Here is a 17,023-nt window from a genome sequence, read left to right as displayed (position 1 = left end):
GCGGGCCTCCTGTCGCTTTGGCGCGACACTAGGGCGCGGCACGGGCGGGGGCAAGGGGATTGGCGGGCGGTTCGAGCGCGCGGGTGCCGTCGATCACCGCCCAAACCCCCCTCCAGCCGTCATTTTCCGCCATCCAACCCAGCATGGCACAGGCCGCTTCGGCGTAAATGTCGCGCTCGTTTGCGGCCCGTCGCAGCCAGTCGCCTGCGGTTTCGGGCAGATCGGGGCGCGGAGGTTTATGGCAGCGCGCGGGACCGGTGCCCGGGTTCAGATAGCGCGGATCGTCCGAGACGATGACCGCCAGACCCTCGTCGGCCCAGGCGGGCAGGCGGTCGGCCAATTGTCCGGTGAAGCCCATGCGGGCGTGCAGGGCGACATGGGTCAGCTCGTGGGCGAGGATCGTCGTCGAGAGCCCGCGCGGCGAGACGCGCACGACGGCAACGGGGCCAAAGGAATAGGTCACCGCCGCCGCGCCGCGCCCGCCAAGGCTGCGGTCGCAGGCGGCGGTCTGGCAGGCAAGCAGGCGCAGCAGGCCTGTGGTCGGGCCAAGGGCTTGCGCCACCTGCGCCTCGGCGGTGGTGATTTGGGCGATCAGGCGCAGCCGGTCGGGGGCGGGCATCGTGGCTTCGACCCAGAGCGTGTCGCTGGCTTGCACAAGCCCGAAGCAACTGGGACAGAGCGCGGCACGCAGCGCGGGCAGGACCGCGAGCAGCGCCACAATACCCAGCAGGCTGCCCAGTCCCAGCGCCAGAAGCGATCGCGTCAGAAGGTGTCGCATCGGCGCAGGATGGCGGGAGAGCGTGGGCGGCGCAAGTCATGGAAATGACCGAGGCCATTGCCGAGGTCACGCGGAACAGCCGTCCCGTGACCGCCGAGGGCCCAAAGGCCCTCGGGCAGCGCCCGCCCCGCCCATGGCGGGCGCTTCTCGCCCGCCGGGGCTGGGCGCTGCCCTCTGTCCCGCTTGGGGAAACGGTCTTGCGACGGGCGTTGCACGGCGGGCGGGGAAAGGCGGTGCCTTTCCTCTTCCGCCCGAAACGGATCCGTCCGCCTCAGTCCCTATTGCGCAAGAGTTGCCGCAGCATCCCGTGCAGCGTCTGCACATCCGCCCGCGTCAGGCCGAACCGGCTCCACATGTTGCGCAGATTGCGCTTCATCATCGGGGCCTTGCCCTCGGGGAAGAAGAACCCGGCCGCCTCAAGCCGCTCTTCATAGTGATCGCCAAGCTTTTCGATTTCCAACGCGTTGGCCATCTCGGCCCCGGCCAGACCGGGGTCGATCGCGGGGGCCGCATTGCCCTGACGGGAAAATTCGTAAGCGGTCAGCAGCACCGCCTGCGCAAGGTTCAGCGAGAAGAACTCGGGGTTCACCGGCACAGTGATGATCGCATTCGCCCGGATGATGTCGTCGTTTTCAAGCCCGGTGCGCTCGGGGCCGAACATCACGCCGACGCGCTGACCGGCGGCGATCCGCGCCCGCGCCTCGGCCATCGCGGCCTCGGGGGTGTAGATCGGTTTCGTCAGCTCGCGCCCGCGCGCCGTCGTCGCAAAGACGAAGTCGCAATCGGCAATCGCCTCGGCGGTGGTCGCGAACACCCCGGCATGATCGAGCACCTTGCCCGCCGCGCCCGAAGCCATCGCGACGGCTTTCGGGTTCGGCCAGCCATCGCGCGGATCGACAAGCCGCAGCGTCGACAGCGAAAAGTTCAGCATCGCCCGGGCGGCGGCGCCGATGTTCTCGCCCATCTGCGGACGGATCAGGATGAAGACGGGAGGCAGCTTCTGGGTCATGCCCCCCGATACAGAAGCGCAAAGCCGCTGGCAAGGCGGGGCCGCCTGCGCTAGAAGGCGCGAAACCCGAAAGGAGGCCCCATGTCCGAGGATCGCCCGCAGCTTTACCTGCTTACCCCGCCGAGCTTCGATCTCGAGGTCTTCCCGCAGCTGCTTGCCCGCGTGCTTGGCGCGCAGGAAGTGGCCTGCATCCGTCTGGGTCTCGCGACGAAAGACGAGGACAAGGTGATGCGCGCAGCCGATGCGGTGCGCCAGATCGCCCATGAATTCGACGTCGCGCTGGTGATTGAAAACCACATCGCGCTCGTGGAACGCCACGGCCTTGACGGCGTGCACCTGACCGATGGCGCGCGCACCGTGCGCTATGCCCGCAAGGAGCTGGGCACCGAGGCGATCGTCGGCAGCTTCTGCGGCGCGTCGCAGCATGATGGCATGAGCGCCGGCGAGGCCGGGGCGGATTACATCTGCTTCGGTCCGGTGGGCGAAACCGGGCTTGGCACCGGCACCCGGGCCGATCGCGATCTGTTCCAATGGTGGTCCGAGGTGATCGAGGTTCCGGTCGTTGCCGAAGGCGCGCTGACCGAGGATCTGGTGCGCGACTTCGCCCCGGTCACCGATTTCTTCGCCGTGGGCGAGGAGATCTGGACCGCCGAGGATCCGGTGGCAGCACTTGGCCGCCTTGTCGCGGCGATGGGCTGATGGCCGAGTTCTGGCTGGGTGATTCCAACGGTCCGATGGGCGACGTCGGCGCCTTCATGGGCTCGGAGCTGCGGGTCGATCGCGCCGATCTGGCGGGTCATATCGGGCAGCTTGGGGATGAGCGCGTGCTGGTGGCGCTGGTCGGCGCCCCCGGCTCGGGCAAGTCGCATCTGGCGGCGGAACTGGCCGAGGCTTTGAACGCCCGCACGCCGGGCCGCGCCGCGATCCTGCCGATGGACGGGTTTCATCGCGATAATGACTGGCTCGACGCCCATGGCCTGCGCGCGGTGAAGGGCAATCCCGACACTTTCGACGTTGCGGGCTTCGCCGCCTGTCTGTCGGCGGTCAAGGCCGCGACTGGCGATTGCCCGGTGCCGACCTTTGATCGCACCCTCGATGCCGTCGTGCCTGCGGGTGCGGTGATCCCGGCTGCAGCACAAGTGATCTTGGTCGAAGGCAATTACCTGCTTTTGACCCGCCCGGGCTGGCGCGATCTGGCGCCGCTTTTCGATCTCTCCGTCCGCCTCGCCGTGCCCGAGGCCGAGCTGCGCCGCCGCCTGATGGCGCGGTGGGCCGATCTGCCGCTTGCGGAAGCCACGCGCCGGACCGAGGAAAATGATCTGCCGAACGGGCGTCTGCTGAGCACCGAAAACCGGGCCGCCGATCTGGTGATCTTCGGCTGAGCGGGGCTCTGCCCCGCACCCCGGGATATTTCCGGCAAGATAAATCATGATCTTTATCTTGCCCCAAATATCTCGGGGGTGAGGCGAAGCCGAGGGGGCAGAGCCCCCTCAGCCGGTGCTGGTAAATCTATTCGCCGGGATTTCGATCACGCTTTTCGACGGCGGCGTGGCGGCAAACCGCGCCTTCAGCGTCTGCGGCCCCGCGGTGACGCGGAAGTAGTCATAGACACCGGGCCGGTCGAAGGCGCAGAGATATTGGAAATGCAGCCGGAAGAAGCGCCAGCGCAGCTCTTTCCAGCGTTTCGGCGAGAGCGTCATCGTGAAGGCGGCCGAGAGGATCAGCGGCTGGATCTGGCCCACCGGGCCGACGCCCGAGACCTTGACCGGATCGCAAAGCGCAAAGGCGCAGCCATCGCCCGGGGCGGTGACATCGACCCAGGCAAGCTCGGGGCGGGTGCAGAGATAGGCCAGATCGCCGCGCAGCCGTTTCGCTTCCGGCAGGAAGCTCACCATCGGCACGACATGACCAAGTGACAGGAAGCCGAGGCTTGGCCCCGTCGCGGGCACGCGGCCCGCCCGGATCAGATCGGCAAGGATCGAGACCGCCAGATGCGCGCCCGAGGAATGGCCGACGACGAGCACCTCGTCCCAGTCCTCGCTCAGCGCCTGGGCGATCGTGTCGCCAAAGGCTGCCATCCGGGTTTCCAGCGCCTCCGGATTGGCGCCGCCCCAGCGCGCGGTGAAGGCGTAGTCGTGCATCAGGTAATAGGCGTAGAAGGTGCCGTCCTGCTTGCGAAACCATCTGAGCACCGCCCAGGTGACCCCGGCGCAGAGCGCAAGGCCGAGCCCCCCGTCGAAGGGAAAATCAGGGAGCGGCCAGAGCAGCAGGGCGGCCAGCGCCCAGCCCGCGCCCAAGCCCGCAAGCGCCTGCAGGATCAGCGCGAAGATCGGGTAAAGCGCCGCGATCACCGGGCCTTTCCGTAGCCGCATCAGCCGGAACAGCGCCCCCGAGCCGATATAGGCCGAGGCGGTGCGGACGAGCTGCAGATAGGTCGCGGGGATCGAGGCCTCCATGCTGTCGCGCACGATATCGGCCCAGACCAGCACCTCGACATCAGCCTCGACCGTCTCGCCGTCCTGCGTCGAGGTCACATGCCAGCCATAGGGGCCGCCCGCGCGTTTGGGTGCAAGGCTCAGCGCATAGCCCGAGATCGCGGCCTGTGCCGTGCCCTCGGTGCGGTAAAGCTCGCGGTAGCGGCGCGGGTGGATCGGATCGTAACCGGGGATGTAGAACACCCGGCGGCGGCGGACGGTCTGAGAGCGGTGCATGGTCATCCTTCGTGGTCCCGTGCCGCGACGCTAGCGGAAAAAACCGCGCATGGCTGTGACTTACGCCGCAGTCCAGCGCAAGACATTGGCGCGGATGGCGGCGATGCGGCGCTCGGTCTCGGGATGCGAGGAGAGCCAGGCCGGGGCGGCGCCGCGCCCGCCCGCAAGGCCGTCGAGCCGGGCAAACAGACTCAGCTGCGGCTCGGCGCCGATGCCCGCCTTGAGCAGAAGCGCGGTGGCGAAGGCGTCGGCCTCGTATTCGTCGCGCTGGCTCAGTTGCGCGGCGATGGCGGCGATGATCAGATTGGCGAGCCAGATGCCCAGCACCGGGATGATCCGGCCAAGCACGCCCACCAGCACCATCTGCAGCACGTTCTGCCCGGTGAAATCGATCATCCGCCGCTTCGCATGGCCGCTGGCCACGTGACCCAGTTCATGCGCGATGACCGAGGCGATTTCCTCGGCCGTGACCTGACCCGAACGGTAAAGCGCCATGAAGCCCTCGGTCAGGAAGACCCGGCCATCGGGGGCGGCAAGGCCGTTCACCGTGGGTTCCGCATAGACGAAGACGGGCAGGGTGGGCACGCCAAGGGCCTCGCGCAGCTGGGCCAGCACCGGGGCAAGGCCGGGATCGGTGAGCGGTGCCGAGCGGGCAGAAAGCTGGCGCAGCAGGTTGCGCGCAGAGAAATGCCACATCGCGAGCGCGGCGAGGAGGACGAGAAGGAAGGGCAGAAGGCGCAGGATCATGGGGGCAAGATGGGGCCGCGCCGGGGCGGGGTCAATCCCCGGACGGCAGCGGCGCGGGGCGGCGCAGCGCGCGGATCAGCCAGAGCCCGAGCAAAAGTGCGATCACCCCGGTCGCCATCAGGCCAAGGGCGTTGCCCGCCAGATCGGCGGCGGCCTGAAGATTGGCGCCGAAGGTGATGCCCAGCCCGACATAGAGCGTGACCCAGACCGCCTCGCCTGCGATATCGGCGAGCGTGAAGCGGGCATGGCCATAGCCCGAGGCGCCCGCGGCCAGGTTCACCCAGGGGCCAAGCGCGGAAAAGAGCCAGCGCGTCAGGAAGATCGCCACCGCGCCGTTCTTCGCAAGGCTGTCGAGCGCCGCGCTCACCAGACCCGCGCCTTTCGTGCCGGGCGCGGGCAGAAGATGCGCCGCCTTGCGCCCGATCCAGTAGCCGACCTGATCGCCCGCGAGCGCGCCGCCAAAGGCCGCGCCTGCGACCGGCACCAGCGCCAGATCGCTCGACCCGACAAAGGCCCCCGCCGCGATCATCGTCAGCGACGAGGGGATCGGCAGGGCAAGGCAGCTGAGAAACGTCGCGAGGCCGACCAGCCAGATCCCGTAAAGCGGAAGCTGCGCCAGAATCCAGTCGGTCATGGCGGCGATCCGGGCGGGGTCTGCGGCAGGCCGGCTTCCAGTTTCGCGATCAGATCGCCGACCGGGACATCGAGCTTTTCCGCGATCGCCTCGAGCGTCGGGCGGTCGTCATCCACCAGCTTGCGCGCATCCTCGATGCCAAGGATCGCATCGACCGCCTGCACATCGACATGCCAGCTGCGCGCGATATAGCCCGGCGTCATCCAGGCCTCGGGCGCCTGCTGGTGATGCGCGGGATCGGACCAGAAGAGCGCGCGGCTGATCATCCGCCCGCCGAAAAAACCGGCCAGCGACAGCGCGACGAGAAAGGCCACCAGCGCCAGCCGCTGTTCCGCCCAAAGCCGCCTGAGCGCGGTCATCCGAGCACCTTCATCGCCCGGGTGATGCCCTCGAGCGTCAGCGGATACATCCGCCCCTCGAAGGCCGCGTCGATCATCGCGATCGACTGGGTGTAGCCCCAATGCTTTTCCGGCACCGGGTTGAGCCAGACGTGATCGGGCCATTGGGTGCGCGCGCGGTCGAGCCAGACGACCCCCGGTTCCGGGTTCCAATGCTCGTTCGCGCCGCCGACATGGCTGATCTCATAGGGCGACATCGAGGCGTCACCGACGAAAATGCATTTGTAATCTGGCCCGTAGCGGTTGAGCACCTCCCAGGTGGGGGTCACATCCTCCCAGCGGCGACGGTTTTCGCGCCAGACGCCTTCGTAAAGGCAGTTGTGAAAGTAATAATGTTCGAGATGCTTGAACTCGGCCCGGGCGGCGGAAAAGAGCTCCTCGACCAGCTGCACATGCGCATCCATCGAGCCGCCGGAGTCGAGAAACAGCACCACCTTGACTGCATTGTGCCGCTCGGGCCGGGTCTTCACGTCGATATAGCCGCTTTCGGCGCTGGCGCGGATCGTGCCGGGCAGATCAAGCTCTTCCTGCGCGCCATGCCGGGCCCATTGCCGCAGCCGTTTCAGCGCCACCTTGATGTTGCGCGTGCCGAGTTCCACCCGGTCGTCGAAATCGCGAAACTCTCTTTTGTCCCAGACCTTTACCGCGCGTTGATGACGGCTTTCAGCCTGTCCGATCCGCACCCCTTCGGGGTTGTAGCCATAGGCGCCAAAGGGCGAGGTTCCGGCGGTGCCGATCCATTTGTTGCCGCCCTGATGGCGGCCTTCCTGTTCCTTCAGGCGCTCGCGCAGCGTCTCCATCAGCTTCTCGAAGCCGCCAAGCGCCGCGATCTGCGCCTTTTCTTCTTCGGTCAGATGCTTTTCGGCCATCTTGCGCAGCCAGTCCTCGGGCAGGTGCAGGGCGTCGAGCACCGCCTCGGCCGGGATCGCGTCAAGGCCGCGGAAGCTTTCCGCAAAGGCCCGGTCGAAGCGGTCAAGGTGGCGTTCGTCCTTCACCATGGCCGAACGCGCGAAATAGTAGAATCCGTCGATGTCATAAAGACAAAGGCCCGCTGCGAGACCTTCGAGGAACGAAAGGTATTCGCGCGGGCTGACCGGAACGCCGTTGCGGCGCAAAGTGTCGAAGAAAGGCAGGAACATCAAAACCCCCCGCGGCGTTGCCAAAGGCGCGGGGGCAAGCCGAGCCTCAGTTATACCGAGCCCCGGCCCTCGCCAAGGCTGCCACCTCGGCAGCTCGCGCGCGCACGGCGGCATCCGAGCCAAAACCGTATCGCGCCCATTGCCCCGAGTCGAGCCGCGCCTGATGCGCCAGATCGGCATTGCCGAGCGTCTCATAGGCTTCGGCCCGGATCAGATAGAGCGTCGCCATCAGCGCTGCGTTTTCCCCCGCAAGCGCCTGCGGCATCGCCCGGTTCACCAGCGCGATCGCATCCGAAGCCCGGCCTGTCGAGAGCGCAAAGGCCGCGAGCTGCATGTCGACATGGGCCGACTGGATGCCCGCGCCGGGCGTCGCCCGATAGATCGCGCCCGCATTGGCAAAGGCCTTCAGCGCGGTATCCGGGTCGTCATAGACGCTGAGCAGGCCGAGTGCGAACCAGCTGAAGGCGGCGCGGCTGTCGTGCCAGCCCTGTCCGGCCGAAATCTCGATGGCGGTCATTGCGGCGGCCTTGCGCGCACTTTGCGAGCCGCGGCCGATGGCGCGCTCCAGCGCATTGACAAAGGCGCGCGGGGTCGGGTCGTTGCGCAGCGGCGTGACCTTGCCGCCGCCCGGGTTGATATGGGCGAAGACGGCGGGCAGTTTCGCCTGCACCTCGGGGATCGACATGCCGGAATGCAGGTCGGGCGCATAGACGGCGCGCAGCTGCATCATGTCATAGCGGGTCAGCACGGCATGGAAGTTGTCGTCGTTCCAGACCGAATCCGACAGCCGGTAAAGGTCGTTCAGCGGGCCGAGCGCCTGGCTCGTTTCCTCGTGCAGGCAGTCGCGCACTTCCTGCGGCGTCGATTCCGCCGGGATGAAGACGGTGGCGGCGGTGCGGCTTTTCACCTGTGTCCAGTCGCCTTTCGCCGTGCGGCGGTTGGCGCGGTATTCGTCCCAGGTTGCGGCATCGGGTACGACGAAACAGGCGGCATTCGGCACTTCGCGGGTCATCTCGCGACGCGGCACGAAGGCGATGGTGATATGGTTGGCGGCGCCCGGATTGGTCGAGATCGGGATATGCGCCTCGGTGTTCAGGCGACGCACGAGACGCGACAGTTCGGTCGCGGCCGTGGGCGGCAGCGCGCCTTGCAGACTGACGCTGATCGGGCCTTCGAAGCGCGAGAATTGCGGGATCGGGCGGCCCGATTCCAGAAAGAAGTTCAGCTCCATGAAGTCGCGCGCCAGAACGCTGTTTGATGGCAGAACCTCGGCGCGCGGCGCGGGCGGTTTCCGTCTGCTCGTCGGATCGGGGATCGGCATGTCGATGGCCGTGGCCGAAGCGCGCGAGGCGGGCGCGTCCTTGACCACCGGCGCAGAGGCACATCCGGCCAAGGCCGTGGCAAAGGCCAGCCCGGACAGGCTGACACGGCGATCAACCCGGAGCCGCGCAAAGAGCCCGGGCAGAGCCCTCTCTGCGGTGGCAGCCGCAGAGAGGGCCCGTAGCGGCAGACAGTTCAAACGCATGGCAGTGCGTATCCCAGGTTGTGGCGCCAAGAATAGGCACAGCTCCTGACGGCGGCCAGTAATTCTTTGGTTTCCATTGAAATTTTAACGTGACGGCTCCAGATGTAGTGCCACGATGGCGTCACGCGCACGCCTTATTGTTGCCATAAGTCGACCTCTTGTGCGGTCATTGACTGACTTGGGGAAACAGGTTGTTGCGCAGATGCCGAATCGAGCGGCAAAACACGCTGCTACGTGACCGCCGTGTTTCAGGTTTCGAAAGAGTGGTATTTTTAAGAAGTCGACGGCGCCGGGCGGTGCTGCTGCCGATGGGCCTTGGCGGCATTGATCGTGTGGCGGTCGCCAATCGGGCCGAATGACCCGCCTGCCCGGAAACGAAACGCCCCGGCAAGGCCGGGGCGCTCCGATCTGTCTGCGAATCGTGAGGATCAGCGGGCGCGGCGGCGTCCACCCCGACCGGCCGAGGCGGCGGCGGCCGAAGCCTCGGCGAAGCTTGCGCCTTCCTTCATCGCGTCGAGCACCTTCGACAGCTTGATCCAGTCCATCGCGTTATCATCGTGGTTCATCAACAGGTTGGCGGCACGAATGGCCTCCATCTCCTGGCTGCGCACCGGGTTCATGATCGCCGAGGTCATGCCCGCACCGATCGCCATCGGCAGGAAGGCCGCGTTGACGCCGTGACGGTTCGGCAGGCCGAAGCTGATGTTCGAGGCGCCGCAGGTGGTGTTCACGCCCAGCTCGGTACGCAGACGCTGCACCAGCGTGAAGACCTGACGCCCGGCCGAGGCCATCGCACCCACCGGCATGACGAGCGGGTCAACGACGATGTCATGCGCCGGGATACCGAAATCGGCAGCACGCTCGACGATCTTCTTGGCGACGGCAAAGCGCACGTCCGGGTCTTCCGAAATCCCGGTGTCGTCGTTCGAGATCGCCACGACCGGCACATTGTATTTCTTGACCAGCGGCAGGACGCGCTCCAGACGCTCTTCTTCCCCGGTGACCGAGTTCAAGAGCGGACGGCCCTCGCAGGCGGCCAGACCGGCTTCAAGCGCGGCCGGAACCGAGCTGTCGATGCACAGCGGCACGTCGGTGATCGCCTGAACCCGCAGGATCAGGTCACGCATCAGCGGCGGCTCGACGAAGTTGTTGTCGGCATAGCGCGGATCTTCCGCCATCTTGTTCGAGAAGACAGCGCCCGAGTTGATGTCGAGCACCGTCGCCCCGCAGGCCACCTGCTCGAGAGCATCCTTTTCGACGGTGGTGAAATCGCCCAGCTCCAGCTCGGCGGCGAGCTTCTTGCGCCCGGTCGGGTTGATGCGCTCGCCGATGACGCAGAAGGGCTCGTCGAAGCCGATCACCACGGTCTTCGTCTTGCTCTCGAGTACGGTGCGGGTCATTCGTCAGCCTTTCGTTTTTTCTGCGATCCAGGTCGCATTGGTCTTGATACCGCCGAGCGGGAAGAAATGCACCGCCTCGATGCCGAAATCGGGATGCTTGGCCTTGTGCTTGGCCAGCTCCATCAGCAGCTCGGTGGGCTCGAACGGGGTGAGGAGTTTCGTCACGTCCTTGGCGCGCTTTTGCAGCACTTTCAGCGAGGGGCCGACGCCGCAGGAGATCGCGAATTTGAGCAGCGTCTGCAGCTTCGCCGGACCGGCGATGCCGATATGGACCGGCATCTTGATGCCTTCGGCGGCCAGACGGTTCACCCAATCGATGATCGGGCCGCCTTCAAAGGCGAATTGCGTCACGATGGCCGTGTCGGCATCGGTGGTGTCGGCAAATTTATGTTTCAGCTTGAGCGCTTGCATGACGATCTTGTCCGTGCCGTCGCTGTCGATGTCGCGGTTGCCCTCGGGGTGACCGGCGAAGTGCAGACGCTCGAAGCCCGCGAAGGCACCGGTTTCGACCAGCTGCATCGCATTGTCGAGATCGCCGACCGGGGTCTTCACGCCGCCGCCCAGAAGCAGCGCCTGCTTCACCCCGGCTTCGCCCTTGTAGCGGGCGACCCAATCCCGCAGTTGCAGCGCGTCGCGGATGATGCGGGCGGGGAAATGCGGCATCGGCTCGAAGCCTTCGTCGCGCAGACGCTTCGCCGTGGCGACCATTTCCTCGATCGGCGTGCCCTCGATATGGGCGACATAAACGCGGGTGCCGGCGGGCAGGATGGCGCGGAAATCTTCGACCTTCTCGGCGGTGCGCGGCATCACCTCCATCGAGAAACCGTCAAGGAAGGCGGTCAGGGTGCCGTTGGTGGGGGTCTCGGCCTCGCGGCGGAAGTTCAAAAGCGCCATCAGATCTCTCCGTCAGTGGGGCGGGCCTGTTCCCAGCCATCGTTGCCAATCAACCGCACCAGGGCGGCCGTGTCGTAGTCGGAGAGAACCCGGGCCAGTTCGGCCTCGGCCGCTTCGGCATCATTGCCGTCGCGGGTGCCGATCACCACCTTGCGCCATTCGGCCAGGTAAGCGTCGCTGTCCTTGGCGCCGATCTTCATCGCGCAGCGATCAATCGCCTGCTCGAAGCGTTCGGGCAAAGGTTTCTTGGCGGCCTTGCGACCGGTCCCGGCAATGATCTGCGCCGGGATGTCGCGCCAGAAGACGATCGTGATCTCAGCCATTTGCGTGATTCCCTCTGAGATATGGATACGCCCGTTTGCGACGCGCCCGGTGACGGATTTCGACATGTTGCGCCAGATTGGCGACAACCGTGCAGGTTCCATAACCCTGCGTTGCGGCTTGGTGCATCTTCAAAAGATGCATCAAGATGATGAGGGGGCGCTCAAGAGGCCTGCCGCGCGCCCGGCCCCGCGCGTCGGAGCCTCCGGCGGGGATATTTGGGGCAAGATAAATCCGCCCTCCTTTATCTTGCCTCAAATATCCCGGGGGGAGGCCGCAGGCCCCGGGGGGCAGCGCCCCCCGCCCTGGCTCGGCGCGGGCAGCGCCCCCTGCCTTTCGCGCGTCACGAAGATGTCATCCGGTCCTTGATCCTTCTGCCCTCGCACGCTACCTAGGGGGGTAACTTGAAATCGGAGGGCGTAAGATGGCGCCCAGGCGTCCTCGGGCTGCGGGCGCGATCCCGAAACCGGTCGAACGCGCCGCACCCACCCCCGCCGAGTCGGGCGAGCTTTATGCTGCGCTCGATCTCGGCACAAACAGTTGCCGGATGCTGATTGCCCGACCGAAGGGCGATCAGTTTCAGGTGGTGGACAGCTTTTCGAAGGCGGTCCAGCTCGGCCAGGGGCTTGAAGCCTCGGGCCGTCTTTCGCGTTCATCCATGGCCCGGACCGTGCAGGCGCTGCAGATTTGTCGGCGCAAGATCGAGACGCATGGCGTGAAGCGGATGCGGCTCGTTGCGACCGAGGCCTGTCGACGCGCGGGCAATGCGCGCGACTTCATCCGCTATGTCCGGCGCGAAACCGGGCTGCCGCTGGAAATCATCCCGCCCGAGGAAGAAGCGCGGCTCGCCGTGATCTCCTGCGCGTCGCTCGTCAATCCGCACACGGAACAGCTGCTCGTCGTCGATATCGGCGGCGGCTCGACGGAACTGGTGTGGATCGACATTTCCAAGGTGCCGCCCTCGGATCGGCCGCGCTCGATCATGCGGCTGTCGGGGGGTTTCGATCAGCCCGAGGGCGACATTCCGCAGGCGCGCGTGGTGGACTGGATTTCGGTGCCGCTTGGCGTCGCGACGCTCAAGGACCAGTTCGGCGATGTCGAGGATGACGCGGCGCGGTTCGCGCTGATGTCGTGGTTCTTCGAGGAAAAGCTGGCCGATTTCACGCCTTACGCTTCGGGCACGCCGCAAGAGGGCTTTCAGGTGATCGGCACCTCTGGCACCGTGACCACGGTCGCGGCCTGTCACCTCAATCTGAAGCGCTATGACCGCAACCGGGTTGATGGCCTCACCATGACCTCGACCGAGATCGACGCGGTGATCCGCTCGTTCCTGAACCTCGGCCCCGAGGGCCGCCGCGCCGATCCGCGCATCGGCCGCGATCGGCACACGCTGATCATGTCGGGGGCGGCGATCTTGCAGGCGTTGATGCGGGTCTGGCCCACCGACAAGATGTCGGTGGCCGACCGCGGCCTGCGCGAGGGCTTGCTTTACGCACAGATGGCCGAAGATGGCGTGATCGAAGAAATGAAGCCGATCGAGGGAGAAATGAAATGACGAAACCTCCGAGCGGCAAATCGGGTGGCGCGGGCTCCGGCAAGAACACCTCGGGGCGCGGGCAGCGCGACCTGCGGGTGCGGGTGAAGACGGCGAAGGGGCGCAAGCTCTCTTCGACGCTCTGGCTGGAACGGCAGCTGAACGACCCCTATGTGGTGCGCGCCAAGAAAGAGGGCTACCGTGGTCGCGCGGCCTACAAGATCATGGAACTGGACGACAAGTTCCGCTTCCTCGTGCCGGGGGCGCGGGTGGTGGATCTTGGCTGTGCACCGGGCGGCTGGTGTCAGGTCGCCGTCGCGCGGGTGAATGCCTTGGGCGAAAAGTCGGGCAAGAAGGTCGGCACGGTGCTGGGCGTCGATCTGCAGGAGGTGGCGGCGATTGCCGGGGCCGAGCTGCATCAGCTGGATTTCCTGGAAGATGGCGCCGATGACAAGGTCAAGGCCTGGCTTGGCGGGGCCGCCGATGTGGTGATGTCGGACATGGCTGCCGCCGCCTCGGGCAACCAGCAGGTGGACCACCTGCGCATCATCACGTTGTGCGAACACGCGGCCTATTTCGCCTTCGACGTGCTGGAGCTGGGCGGCACCTTTGTTGCCAAGGTGCTGGCGGGCGGCGCCGAACAGGGGCTGATGACGGTTCTGAAGAAGAACTTCGAGAAGGTGGTGAACATGAAGCCGCCCAGCTCGCGCAAGGACAGCTCGGAAAAATTCGTCGTCGCCACCGGCTTCCGCGGCAAGCGTCACGAAGAGGGGCAGGCCGAGTCCGCCGAGGCGTGAGACTGCGACCTTGGTCGTAATTTTGCCCCGCGCGTGACCGTTGCGGTTTTGCACAAAGCGCCTATCCTGAGCCTGCACCGCAAAGAGGGGAGGCTTTCCGATGCGTCTTTCTGCACCCACGCGCAACCACGCCGATATCGTGCAAGCCGTCGTCGCCTCATCGACTGCCGGGGCGCGGGCGGGCTTTGCCGCCAGCTGGCGCCGCTCGATGATCCATCACAAGCTTGACCCGGCGAAGGCGCGGGTCTCTGACCGGCTGACCGCTGCCGATATCGCTGCCCGTCGCGAGGCCGCGGGGCTGCTTTTGCGCGTTGCGACCCCGGTGCTCGACCGTCTCGCCCGCGCCGCCTGCGAGGCGGGCTGCGCCGTCTTTTTGTCGGATGCCGAGGGGCTGGTGCTGGAAGAACGGATGCGTGACGCCGATCGCAAGGCCTTTCACGGCTCGAACCTTGCCCCCGGCTCGGATTGGTCCGAAGGCCGCGAGGGCACGAACGGCATCGGCACCTGTCTGGCCGAGGGGCGCCCGGTCACGGTCTGGCGCGACCAGCATTTCCGCTCGACCAACACCGGGCTGACCTGCATGGGCTCGCCGGTCTTCGGGGCCAAAGGCGAATTGGCGGGGGTGATCGACGTCTCCTCCGCGCGCGAGGACATGAGCGAGGGCTACGCCCGGCTTGTCGCGCTGACGGTGCAGGACGCGGCCAGCCGGATCGAGGCGGATCTTTTCCGCGCCTCGTTCGAGGGGGCGCGGATTCTCTCCACCGGCGCGCTTGAGGAAACGCCGCAAGGCGTGATGCTGCTCGCGCTCGACCGCGACGATCTGGTGATCGGTGCCACCCGCGCGGCGCGGCGTCAGCTCGGATTGGACGAGGCGCAGATGGGCCGCGTGCCCGCGACGGATCTGTTTGGGACCAAGCGCGACGAAGGGCAGGGCGCTCTGGCCGAGGCGCAGCGGGCCGAAATGGTGCGGGCGCTGGCGCGCACGGGCGGCAATGTCTCGGCCGCCGCGCGCGATCTTGGCATCGGTCGCGCCACCTTTTACCGCAAGGCCAAGGCGCTTGGCCTGACGGTGTAAGGGCAGCGGGCTCCGCCCCGCCGAGCGATATGAGGCCAGACAAGGGAAAGGCGCTCCGGAGGGGCGCCTTTGCTTTTCCGTGTCCCTTTATCTTGCTGCAAATATCTCGGGGGGTGAGGCGAAGCAGAGGGGGGAAGAGCCCCCGTTCCTCCCCTGCGACCCCGCGCCGCCTTTACGAATTTTGCGATGCTGCGCTTGCACCTGTCTCGGCCATGAAACAAGTGAGCCATAACCTCAAAACAAAGCGGCTATGCAAGAATCGCAAAGAGGCGCAGTCTTTCTTCATCGACGTGCCCCGGGAGGGGGCCTGACCATCAAGGGAGGAAAACGATGGCCAACGACATGCCGCATGATTTCAAGGGGGTGATGGTGTCGCCCTTCAAGCCGCGCTACGACAACTACATCGGGGGCAAATGGACCGCGCCGGTGGGCGGCAAGTATTTCGACAACATCACGCCGATCACCGGCGAGAAAATCTGCGAAGTCGCCGCCTCGACCGCCGCCGACGTTGAGCTTGCCCTTGACGCCGCCCATGCCGCGAAAGGCGAATGGGGCACCACCTCGGCCGCGCATCGCTCGAATGTGCTTCTGAAGATCGCCGACCGTCTGGAACAGAACCTCGATCTGCTCGCCGCCGCCGAGACCTGGGACAACGGCAAGCCGATCCGTGAAACCACAGCTGCCGATATCCCGCTCTCCGTCGACCACTTCCGCTACTTCGCGGGCGTGCTGCGTGGACAGGAAGGCTCGATGTCGGAAATCGACAACGACACCGTGGCCTACCACTACCACGAGCCGCTCGGCGTCGTCGGCCAGATCATCCCGTGGAACTTCTCGATCCTGATGGCGGCGTGGAAACTCGCCCCGGCGCTGGCTGCCGGCAACTGCATCGTGCTGAAACCGGCCGAACAGACTCCCGCGGCGATCATGGTGCTGATGGATGTCATCAAGGACCTGCTGCCGCCGGGCGTTCTGAACATCGTCAACGGCATGGGCCCGGATGTCGGCGCCCCGCTCGCCCGCTCGAACCGCATTGCCAAGATCGCCTTCACCGGCTCGACCGAAACCGGCCGCAAGATCATGCAATATGCGACCGAAAACCTGATCCCGGTGACGCTGGAACTGGGCGGCAAATCGCCGAACATCTTCTTCTCGGACGTGATGGCGAAAGATGACGCCTTCCTCGACAAGGCGGTCGAGGGCTTCGTGCTCTTTGCCTTCAACCAGGGCGAGGTCTGCACCTGCCCGTCGCGCGCGCTCATTCAGGAGGACATCTACGAAGAGTTCATCGCCCGCGCCATTGCCCGCGTGAAAGCGATCAAGCAAGGCGACCCGCGCCTGATGGAGACGATGGTCGGTGCGCAGGCGTCGCAAGAACAGCAGGACAAGATCCTGTCCTACCTGAAGATCGGCCGCGAGGAAGGCGCGCAGGTTCTGTGCGGCGGCGATGCGGCGAGCCTTGGCGGCGATCTGGCGAACGGCTTCTATATCCAGCCGACGATCCTGAAGGGCCACAACAAGATGCGCGTGTTCCAGGAGGAAATCTTCGGGCCGGTCGTCTCGGTGACCACCTTCAAGGACGAGGACGAAGCCCTGCATATCGCCAACGACACGATGTACGGCCTTGGCGCCGGTGTGTGGTCGCGCGACATCAACACCTGCTACCGCTTCGGGCGTCACATTCAGGCCGGTCGTGTCTGGGTGAACAACTACCACGCCTATCCGGCCCATGCCGCCTTCGGTGGCTACAAGCAGTCGGGCATCGGGCGCGAAACCCACAAGATGATGCTCGACCACTACCAGCAGACCAAGAACATGCTGGTCAGCTACAACCCGAACAAGCTGGGCTTCTTCTGATCCCTCCCTGCCCAGCCCGGGCCGCGCTTCGGCGCGGCCCTACTTCCGGCGTCCGACCTCTATCGACGCACTTGCAACCGGGTCGCCTGTCCAGGCGGCCCGGTTTTGCCATTCCGGCATGCGAAAATCGCCTTATGGTGGTGCGGAGGTCTCATTAATCGCGTGAACGGAGTATTCACGAATTTCCGCTAGGACAGCTGCGAC

17 protein-coding genes are annotated in these 17,023 nt (G+C 66.0%); 6 read left to right on the top strand and 11 right to left on the bottom strand.

Annotated features, from left to right (window positions below; genetic code table 11):
• Positions 1 to 28 precede the first annotated feature (28 nt).
• Positions 29 to 778 (bottom strand): hypothetical protein, encoded by a 750-nt coding sequence (locus ACTTAI_RS12030; RefSeq protein ID WP_444451796.1) that lies wholly within the window; start codon positions 776 to 778, stop codon positions 29 to 31.
• Positions 779 to 1,049: 271 nt separating this feature from the next.
• Entirely contained in the window at positions 1,050 to 1,787 is a 738-nt protein-coding gene (locus ACTTAI_RS12025; RefSeq protein WP_444451795.1) for an RNA methyltransferase, read from the bottom strand.
• An 81-nt stretch (positions 1,788 to 1,868) separates the two neighbouring features.
• Here ACTTAI_RS12025 and ACTTAI_RS12020 point away from each other — a divergent pair, with 81 nt between their 5' ends.
• Together ACTTAI_RS12020 and ACTTAI_RS12015 are read left to right on the top strand one after the other, a co-directional pair.
• Positions 1,869 to 2,486, top strand: a complete 618-nt coding sequence (locus tag ACTTAI_RS12020; RefSeq protein ID WP_444451794.1) for a thiamine phosphate synthase — start codon at positions 1,869 to 1,871, stop codon at positions 2,484 to 2,486.
• Positions 2,486 to 3,169 (top strand): hypothetical protein, encoded by a 684-nt coding sequence (locus tag ACTTAI_RS12015; protein WP_444451793.1) that lies wholly within the window; start codon positions 2,486 to 2,488, stop codon positions 3,167 to 3,169. Before ACTTAI_RS12020 ends, ACTTAI_RS12015 begins: the two co-directional genes overlap by 1 nt.
• 108 nt (positions 3,170 to 3,277) lie before the next feature.
• Here the strand turns inward: ACTTAI_RS12015 and ACTTAI_RS12010 are convergent, their stop codons facing one another.
• The 9 genes from ACTTAI_RS12010 to ACTTAI_RS11970 form a co-directional block, all read right to left on the bottom strand.
• Positions 3,278 to 4,498 carry a hypothetical protein gene (locus tag ACTTAI_RS12010; RefSeq protein ID WP_444451792.1) on the bottom strand — a complete coding sequence of 407 codons (1,221 nt, stop codon included), beginning with the start codon at positions 4,496 to 4,498 and terminating at the stop codon, positions 3,278 to 3,280.
• Positions 4,499 to 4,558: 60 nt separating this feature from the next.
• The gene (locus ACTTAI_RS12005; protein WP_444451791.1) at positions 4,559 to 5,245 is read right to left on the bottom strand and encodes a M48 family metallopeptidase; all 687 of its coding nucleotides are present in this window, start codon (positions 5,243 to 5,245) and stop codon (positions 4,559 to 4,561) included.
• 31 nt (positions 5,246 to 5,276) lie between these two features.
• Positions 5,277 to 5,879 (bottom strand): DedA family protein, encoded by a 603-nt coding sequence (locus tag ACTTAI_RS12000; protein WP_444451790.1) that lies wholly within the window; start codon positions 5,877 to 5,879, stop codon positions 5,277 to 5,279.
• Positions 5,876 to 6,238 (bottom strand): hypothetical protein, encoded by a 363-nt coding sequence (locus ACTTAI_RS11995; protein WP_444451789.1) that lies wholly within the window; start codon positions 6,236 to 6,238, stop codon positions 5,876 to 5,878. Before ACTTAI_RS11995 ends, ACTTAI_RS12000 begins: the two co-directional genes overlap by 4 nt.
• Positions 6,235 to 7,416 (bottom strand): vWA domain-containing protein, encoded by a 1,182-nt coding sequence (locus tag ACTTAI_RS11990; protein ID WP_444451788.1) that lies wholly within the window; start codon positions 7,414 to 7,416, stop codon positions 6,235 to 6,237. Before ACTTAI_RS11990 ends, ACTTAI_RS11995 begins: the two co-directional genes overlap by 4 nt.
• Before the next feature lie 46 nt (positions 7,417 to 7,462).
• On the bottom strand, positions 7,463 to 8,941 hold the full coding sequence (locus tag ACTTAI_RS11985) for a DUF2927 domain-containing protein (protein WP_444451787.1): 1,479 nt from the start codon (positions 8,939 to 8,941) through the stop codon (positions 7,463 to 7,465).
• Positions 8,942 to 9,369: 428 nt separating this feature from the next.
• The gene (locus ACTTAI_RS11980; RefSeq protein WP_444451786.1) at positions 9,370 to 10,341 is read right to left on the bottom strand and encodes a methyltetrahydrofolate cobalamin methyltransferase; all 972 of its coding nucleotides are present in this window, start codon (positions 10,339 to 10,341) and stop codon (positions 9,370 to 9,372) included.
• A 3-nt stretch (positions 10,342 to 10,344) separates the two neighbouring features.
• Positions 10,345 to 11,235 carry a methylenetetrahydrofolate reductase gene (locus tag ACTTAI_RS11975; protein WP_444451785.1) on the bottom strand — a complete coding sequence of 297 codons (891 nt, stop codon included), beginning with the start codon at positions 11,233 to 11,235 and terminating at the stop codon, positions 10,345 to 10,347.
• Complete coding sequence (locus tag ACTTAI_RS11970) at positions 11,235 to 11,558, bottom strand: virulence factor (protein WP_444451784.1); 324 nt, start codon at positions 11,556 to 11,558, stop codon at positions 11,235 to 11,237. The genes ACTTAI_RS11975 and ACTTAI_RS11970 overlap by 1 nt, the downstream gene beginning before the upstream one ends.
• Before the next feature lie 422 nt (positions 11,559 to 11,980).
• Here ACTTAI_RS11970 and ACTTAI_RS11965 point away from each other — a divergent pair, with 422 nt between their 5' ends.
• The 4 genes from ACTTAI_RS11965 to adh all read left to right on the top strand — a co-directional run bounded on the left by ACTTAI_RS11965 (position 11,981) and on the right by adh (position 16,819).
• Positions 11,981 to 13,111, top strand: coding sequence for a Ppx/GppA phosphatase family protein (locus ACTTAI_RS11965; protein WP_444451783.1), 1,131 nt, complete (start codon positions 11,981 to 11,983; stop codon positions 13,109 to 13,111).
• On the top strand, positions 13,108 to 13,887 hold the full coding sequence (locus ACTTAI_RS11960; protein WP_444451782.1) for an RlmE family RNA methyltransferase: 780 nt from the start codon (positions 13,108 to 13,110) through the stop codon (positions 13,885 to 13,887). The genes ACTTAI_RS11965 and ACTTAI_RS11960 overlap by 4 nt, the downstream gene beginning before the upstream one ends.
• A 100-nt stretch (positions 13,888 to 13,987) precedes the next feature.
• Positions 13,988 to 14,962 carry a GAF domain-containing protein gene (locus ACTTAI_RS11955; RefSeq protein ID WP_444451781.1) on the top strand — a complete coding sequence of 325 codons (975 nt, stop codon included), beginning with the start codon at positions 13,988 to 13,990 and terminating at the stop codon, positions 14,960 to 14,962.
• 330 nt (positions 14,963 to 15,292) lie between these two features.
• Complete coding sequence (gene adh / locus ACTTAI_RS11950; RefSeq protein ID WP_444451780.1) at positions 15,293 to 16,819, top strand: aldehyde dehydrogenase; 1,527 nt, start codon at positions 15,293 to 15,295, stop codon at positions 16,817 to 16,819.
• Positions 16,820 to 17,023: the final 204 nt, after the last annotated feature.

Origin of the sequence: Rhodobacter capsulatus (assembly GCF_052363175.1) — a bacterium.
GTDB classification, from domain to species: Bacteria; Pseudomonadota; Alphaproteobacteria; order Rhodobacterales; family Rhodobacteraceae; genus Rhodobacter; species Rhodobacter capsulatus_D.
Note: the sequence above shows the minus strand (reverse complement) of the source record. Positions and strands in the feature narration are given on the sequence as shown.

Excerpts from the sequence above, each read along its gene's own strand:
- ACTTAI_RS12025 (WP_444451795.1), bottom strand. The coding sequence starts at position 1,787 with ATGACCCAGAAGCTGCCTCCCGTCTTCATCCTGATCCGTCCGCAGATG.
- ACTTAI_RS12020 (WP_444451794.1), top strand. The coding sequence starts at position 1,869 with ATGTCCGAGGATCGCCCGCAGCTTTACCTGCTTACCCCGCCGAGCTTC.
- ACTTAI_RS11965 (WP_444451783.1), top strand. The coding sequence starts at position 11,981 with ATGGCGCCCAGGCGTCCTCGGGCTGCGGGCGCGATCCCGAAACCGGTC.
- ACTTAI_RS12005 (WP_444451791.1), bottom strand. The coding sequence starts at position 5,245 with ATGATCCTGCGCCTTCTGCCCTTCCTTCTCGTCCTCCTCGCCGCGCTC.
- ACTTAI_RS12015 (WP_444451793.1), top strand. The coding sequence starts at position 2,486 with ATGGCCGAGTTCTGGCTGGGTGATTCCAACGGTCCGATGGGCGACGTC.
- ACTTAI_RS11975 (WP_444451785.1), bottom strand. The coding sequence starts at position 11,235 with ATGGCGCTTTTGAACTTCCGCCGCGAGGCCGAGACCCCCACCAACGGC.
- ACTTAI_RS11960 (WP_444451782.1), top strand. The coding sequence starts at position 13,108 with ATGACGAAACCTCCGAGCGGCAAATCGGGTGGCGCGGGCTCCGGCAAG.
- ACTTAI_RS11970 (WP_444451784.1), bottom strand. The coding sequence starts at position 11,558 with ATGGCTGAGATCACGATCGTCTTCTGGCGCGACATCCCGGCGCAGATC.
- ACTTAI_RS11990 (WP_444451788.1), bottom strand. The coding sequence starts at position 7,416 with ATGTTCCTGCCTTTCTTCGACACTTTGCGCCGCAACGGCGTTCCGGTC.
- ACTTAI_RS11985 (WP_444451787.1), bottom strand. The coding sequence starts at position 8,941 with ATGCGTTTGAACTGTCTGCCGCTACGGGCCCTCTCTGCGGCTGCCACC.
- ACTTAI_RS12000 (WP_444451790.1), bottom strand. The coding sequence starts at position 5,879 with ATGACCGACTGGATTCTGGCGCAGCTTCCGCTTTACGGGATCTGGCTG.
- adh (WP_444451780.1), top strand. The coding sequence starts at position 15,293 with ATGGCCAACGACATGCCGCATGATTTCAAGGGGGTGATGGTGTCGCCC.
- ACTTAI_RS11955 (WP_444451781.1), top strand. The coding sequence starts at position 13,988 with ATGCGTCTTTCTGCACCCACGCGCAACCACGCCGATATCGTGCAAGCC.
- ACTTAI_RS11980 (WP_444451786.1), bottom strand. The coding sequence starts at position 10,341 with ATGACCCGCACCGTACTCGAGAGCAAGACGAAGACCGTGGTGATCGGC.
- ACTTAI_RS11995 (WP_444451789.1), bottom strand. The coding sequence starts at position 6,238 with ATGACCGCGCTCAGGCGGCTTTGGGCGGAACAGCGGCTGGCGCTGGTG.
- ACTTAI_RS12030 (WP_444451796.1), bottom strand. The coding sequence starts at position 778 with ATGCGACACCTTCTGACGCGATCGCTTCTGGCGCTGGGACTGGGCAGC.
- ACTTAI_RS12010 (WP_444451792.1), bottom strand. The coding sequence starts at position 4,498 with ATGCACCGCTCTCAGACCGTCCGCCGCCGCCGGGTGTTCTACATCCCC.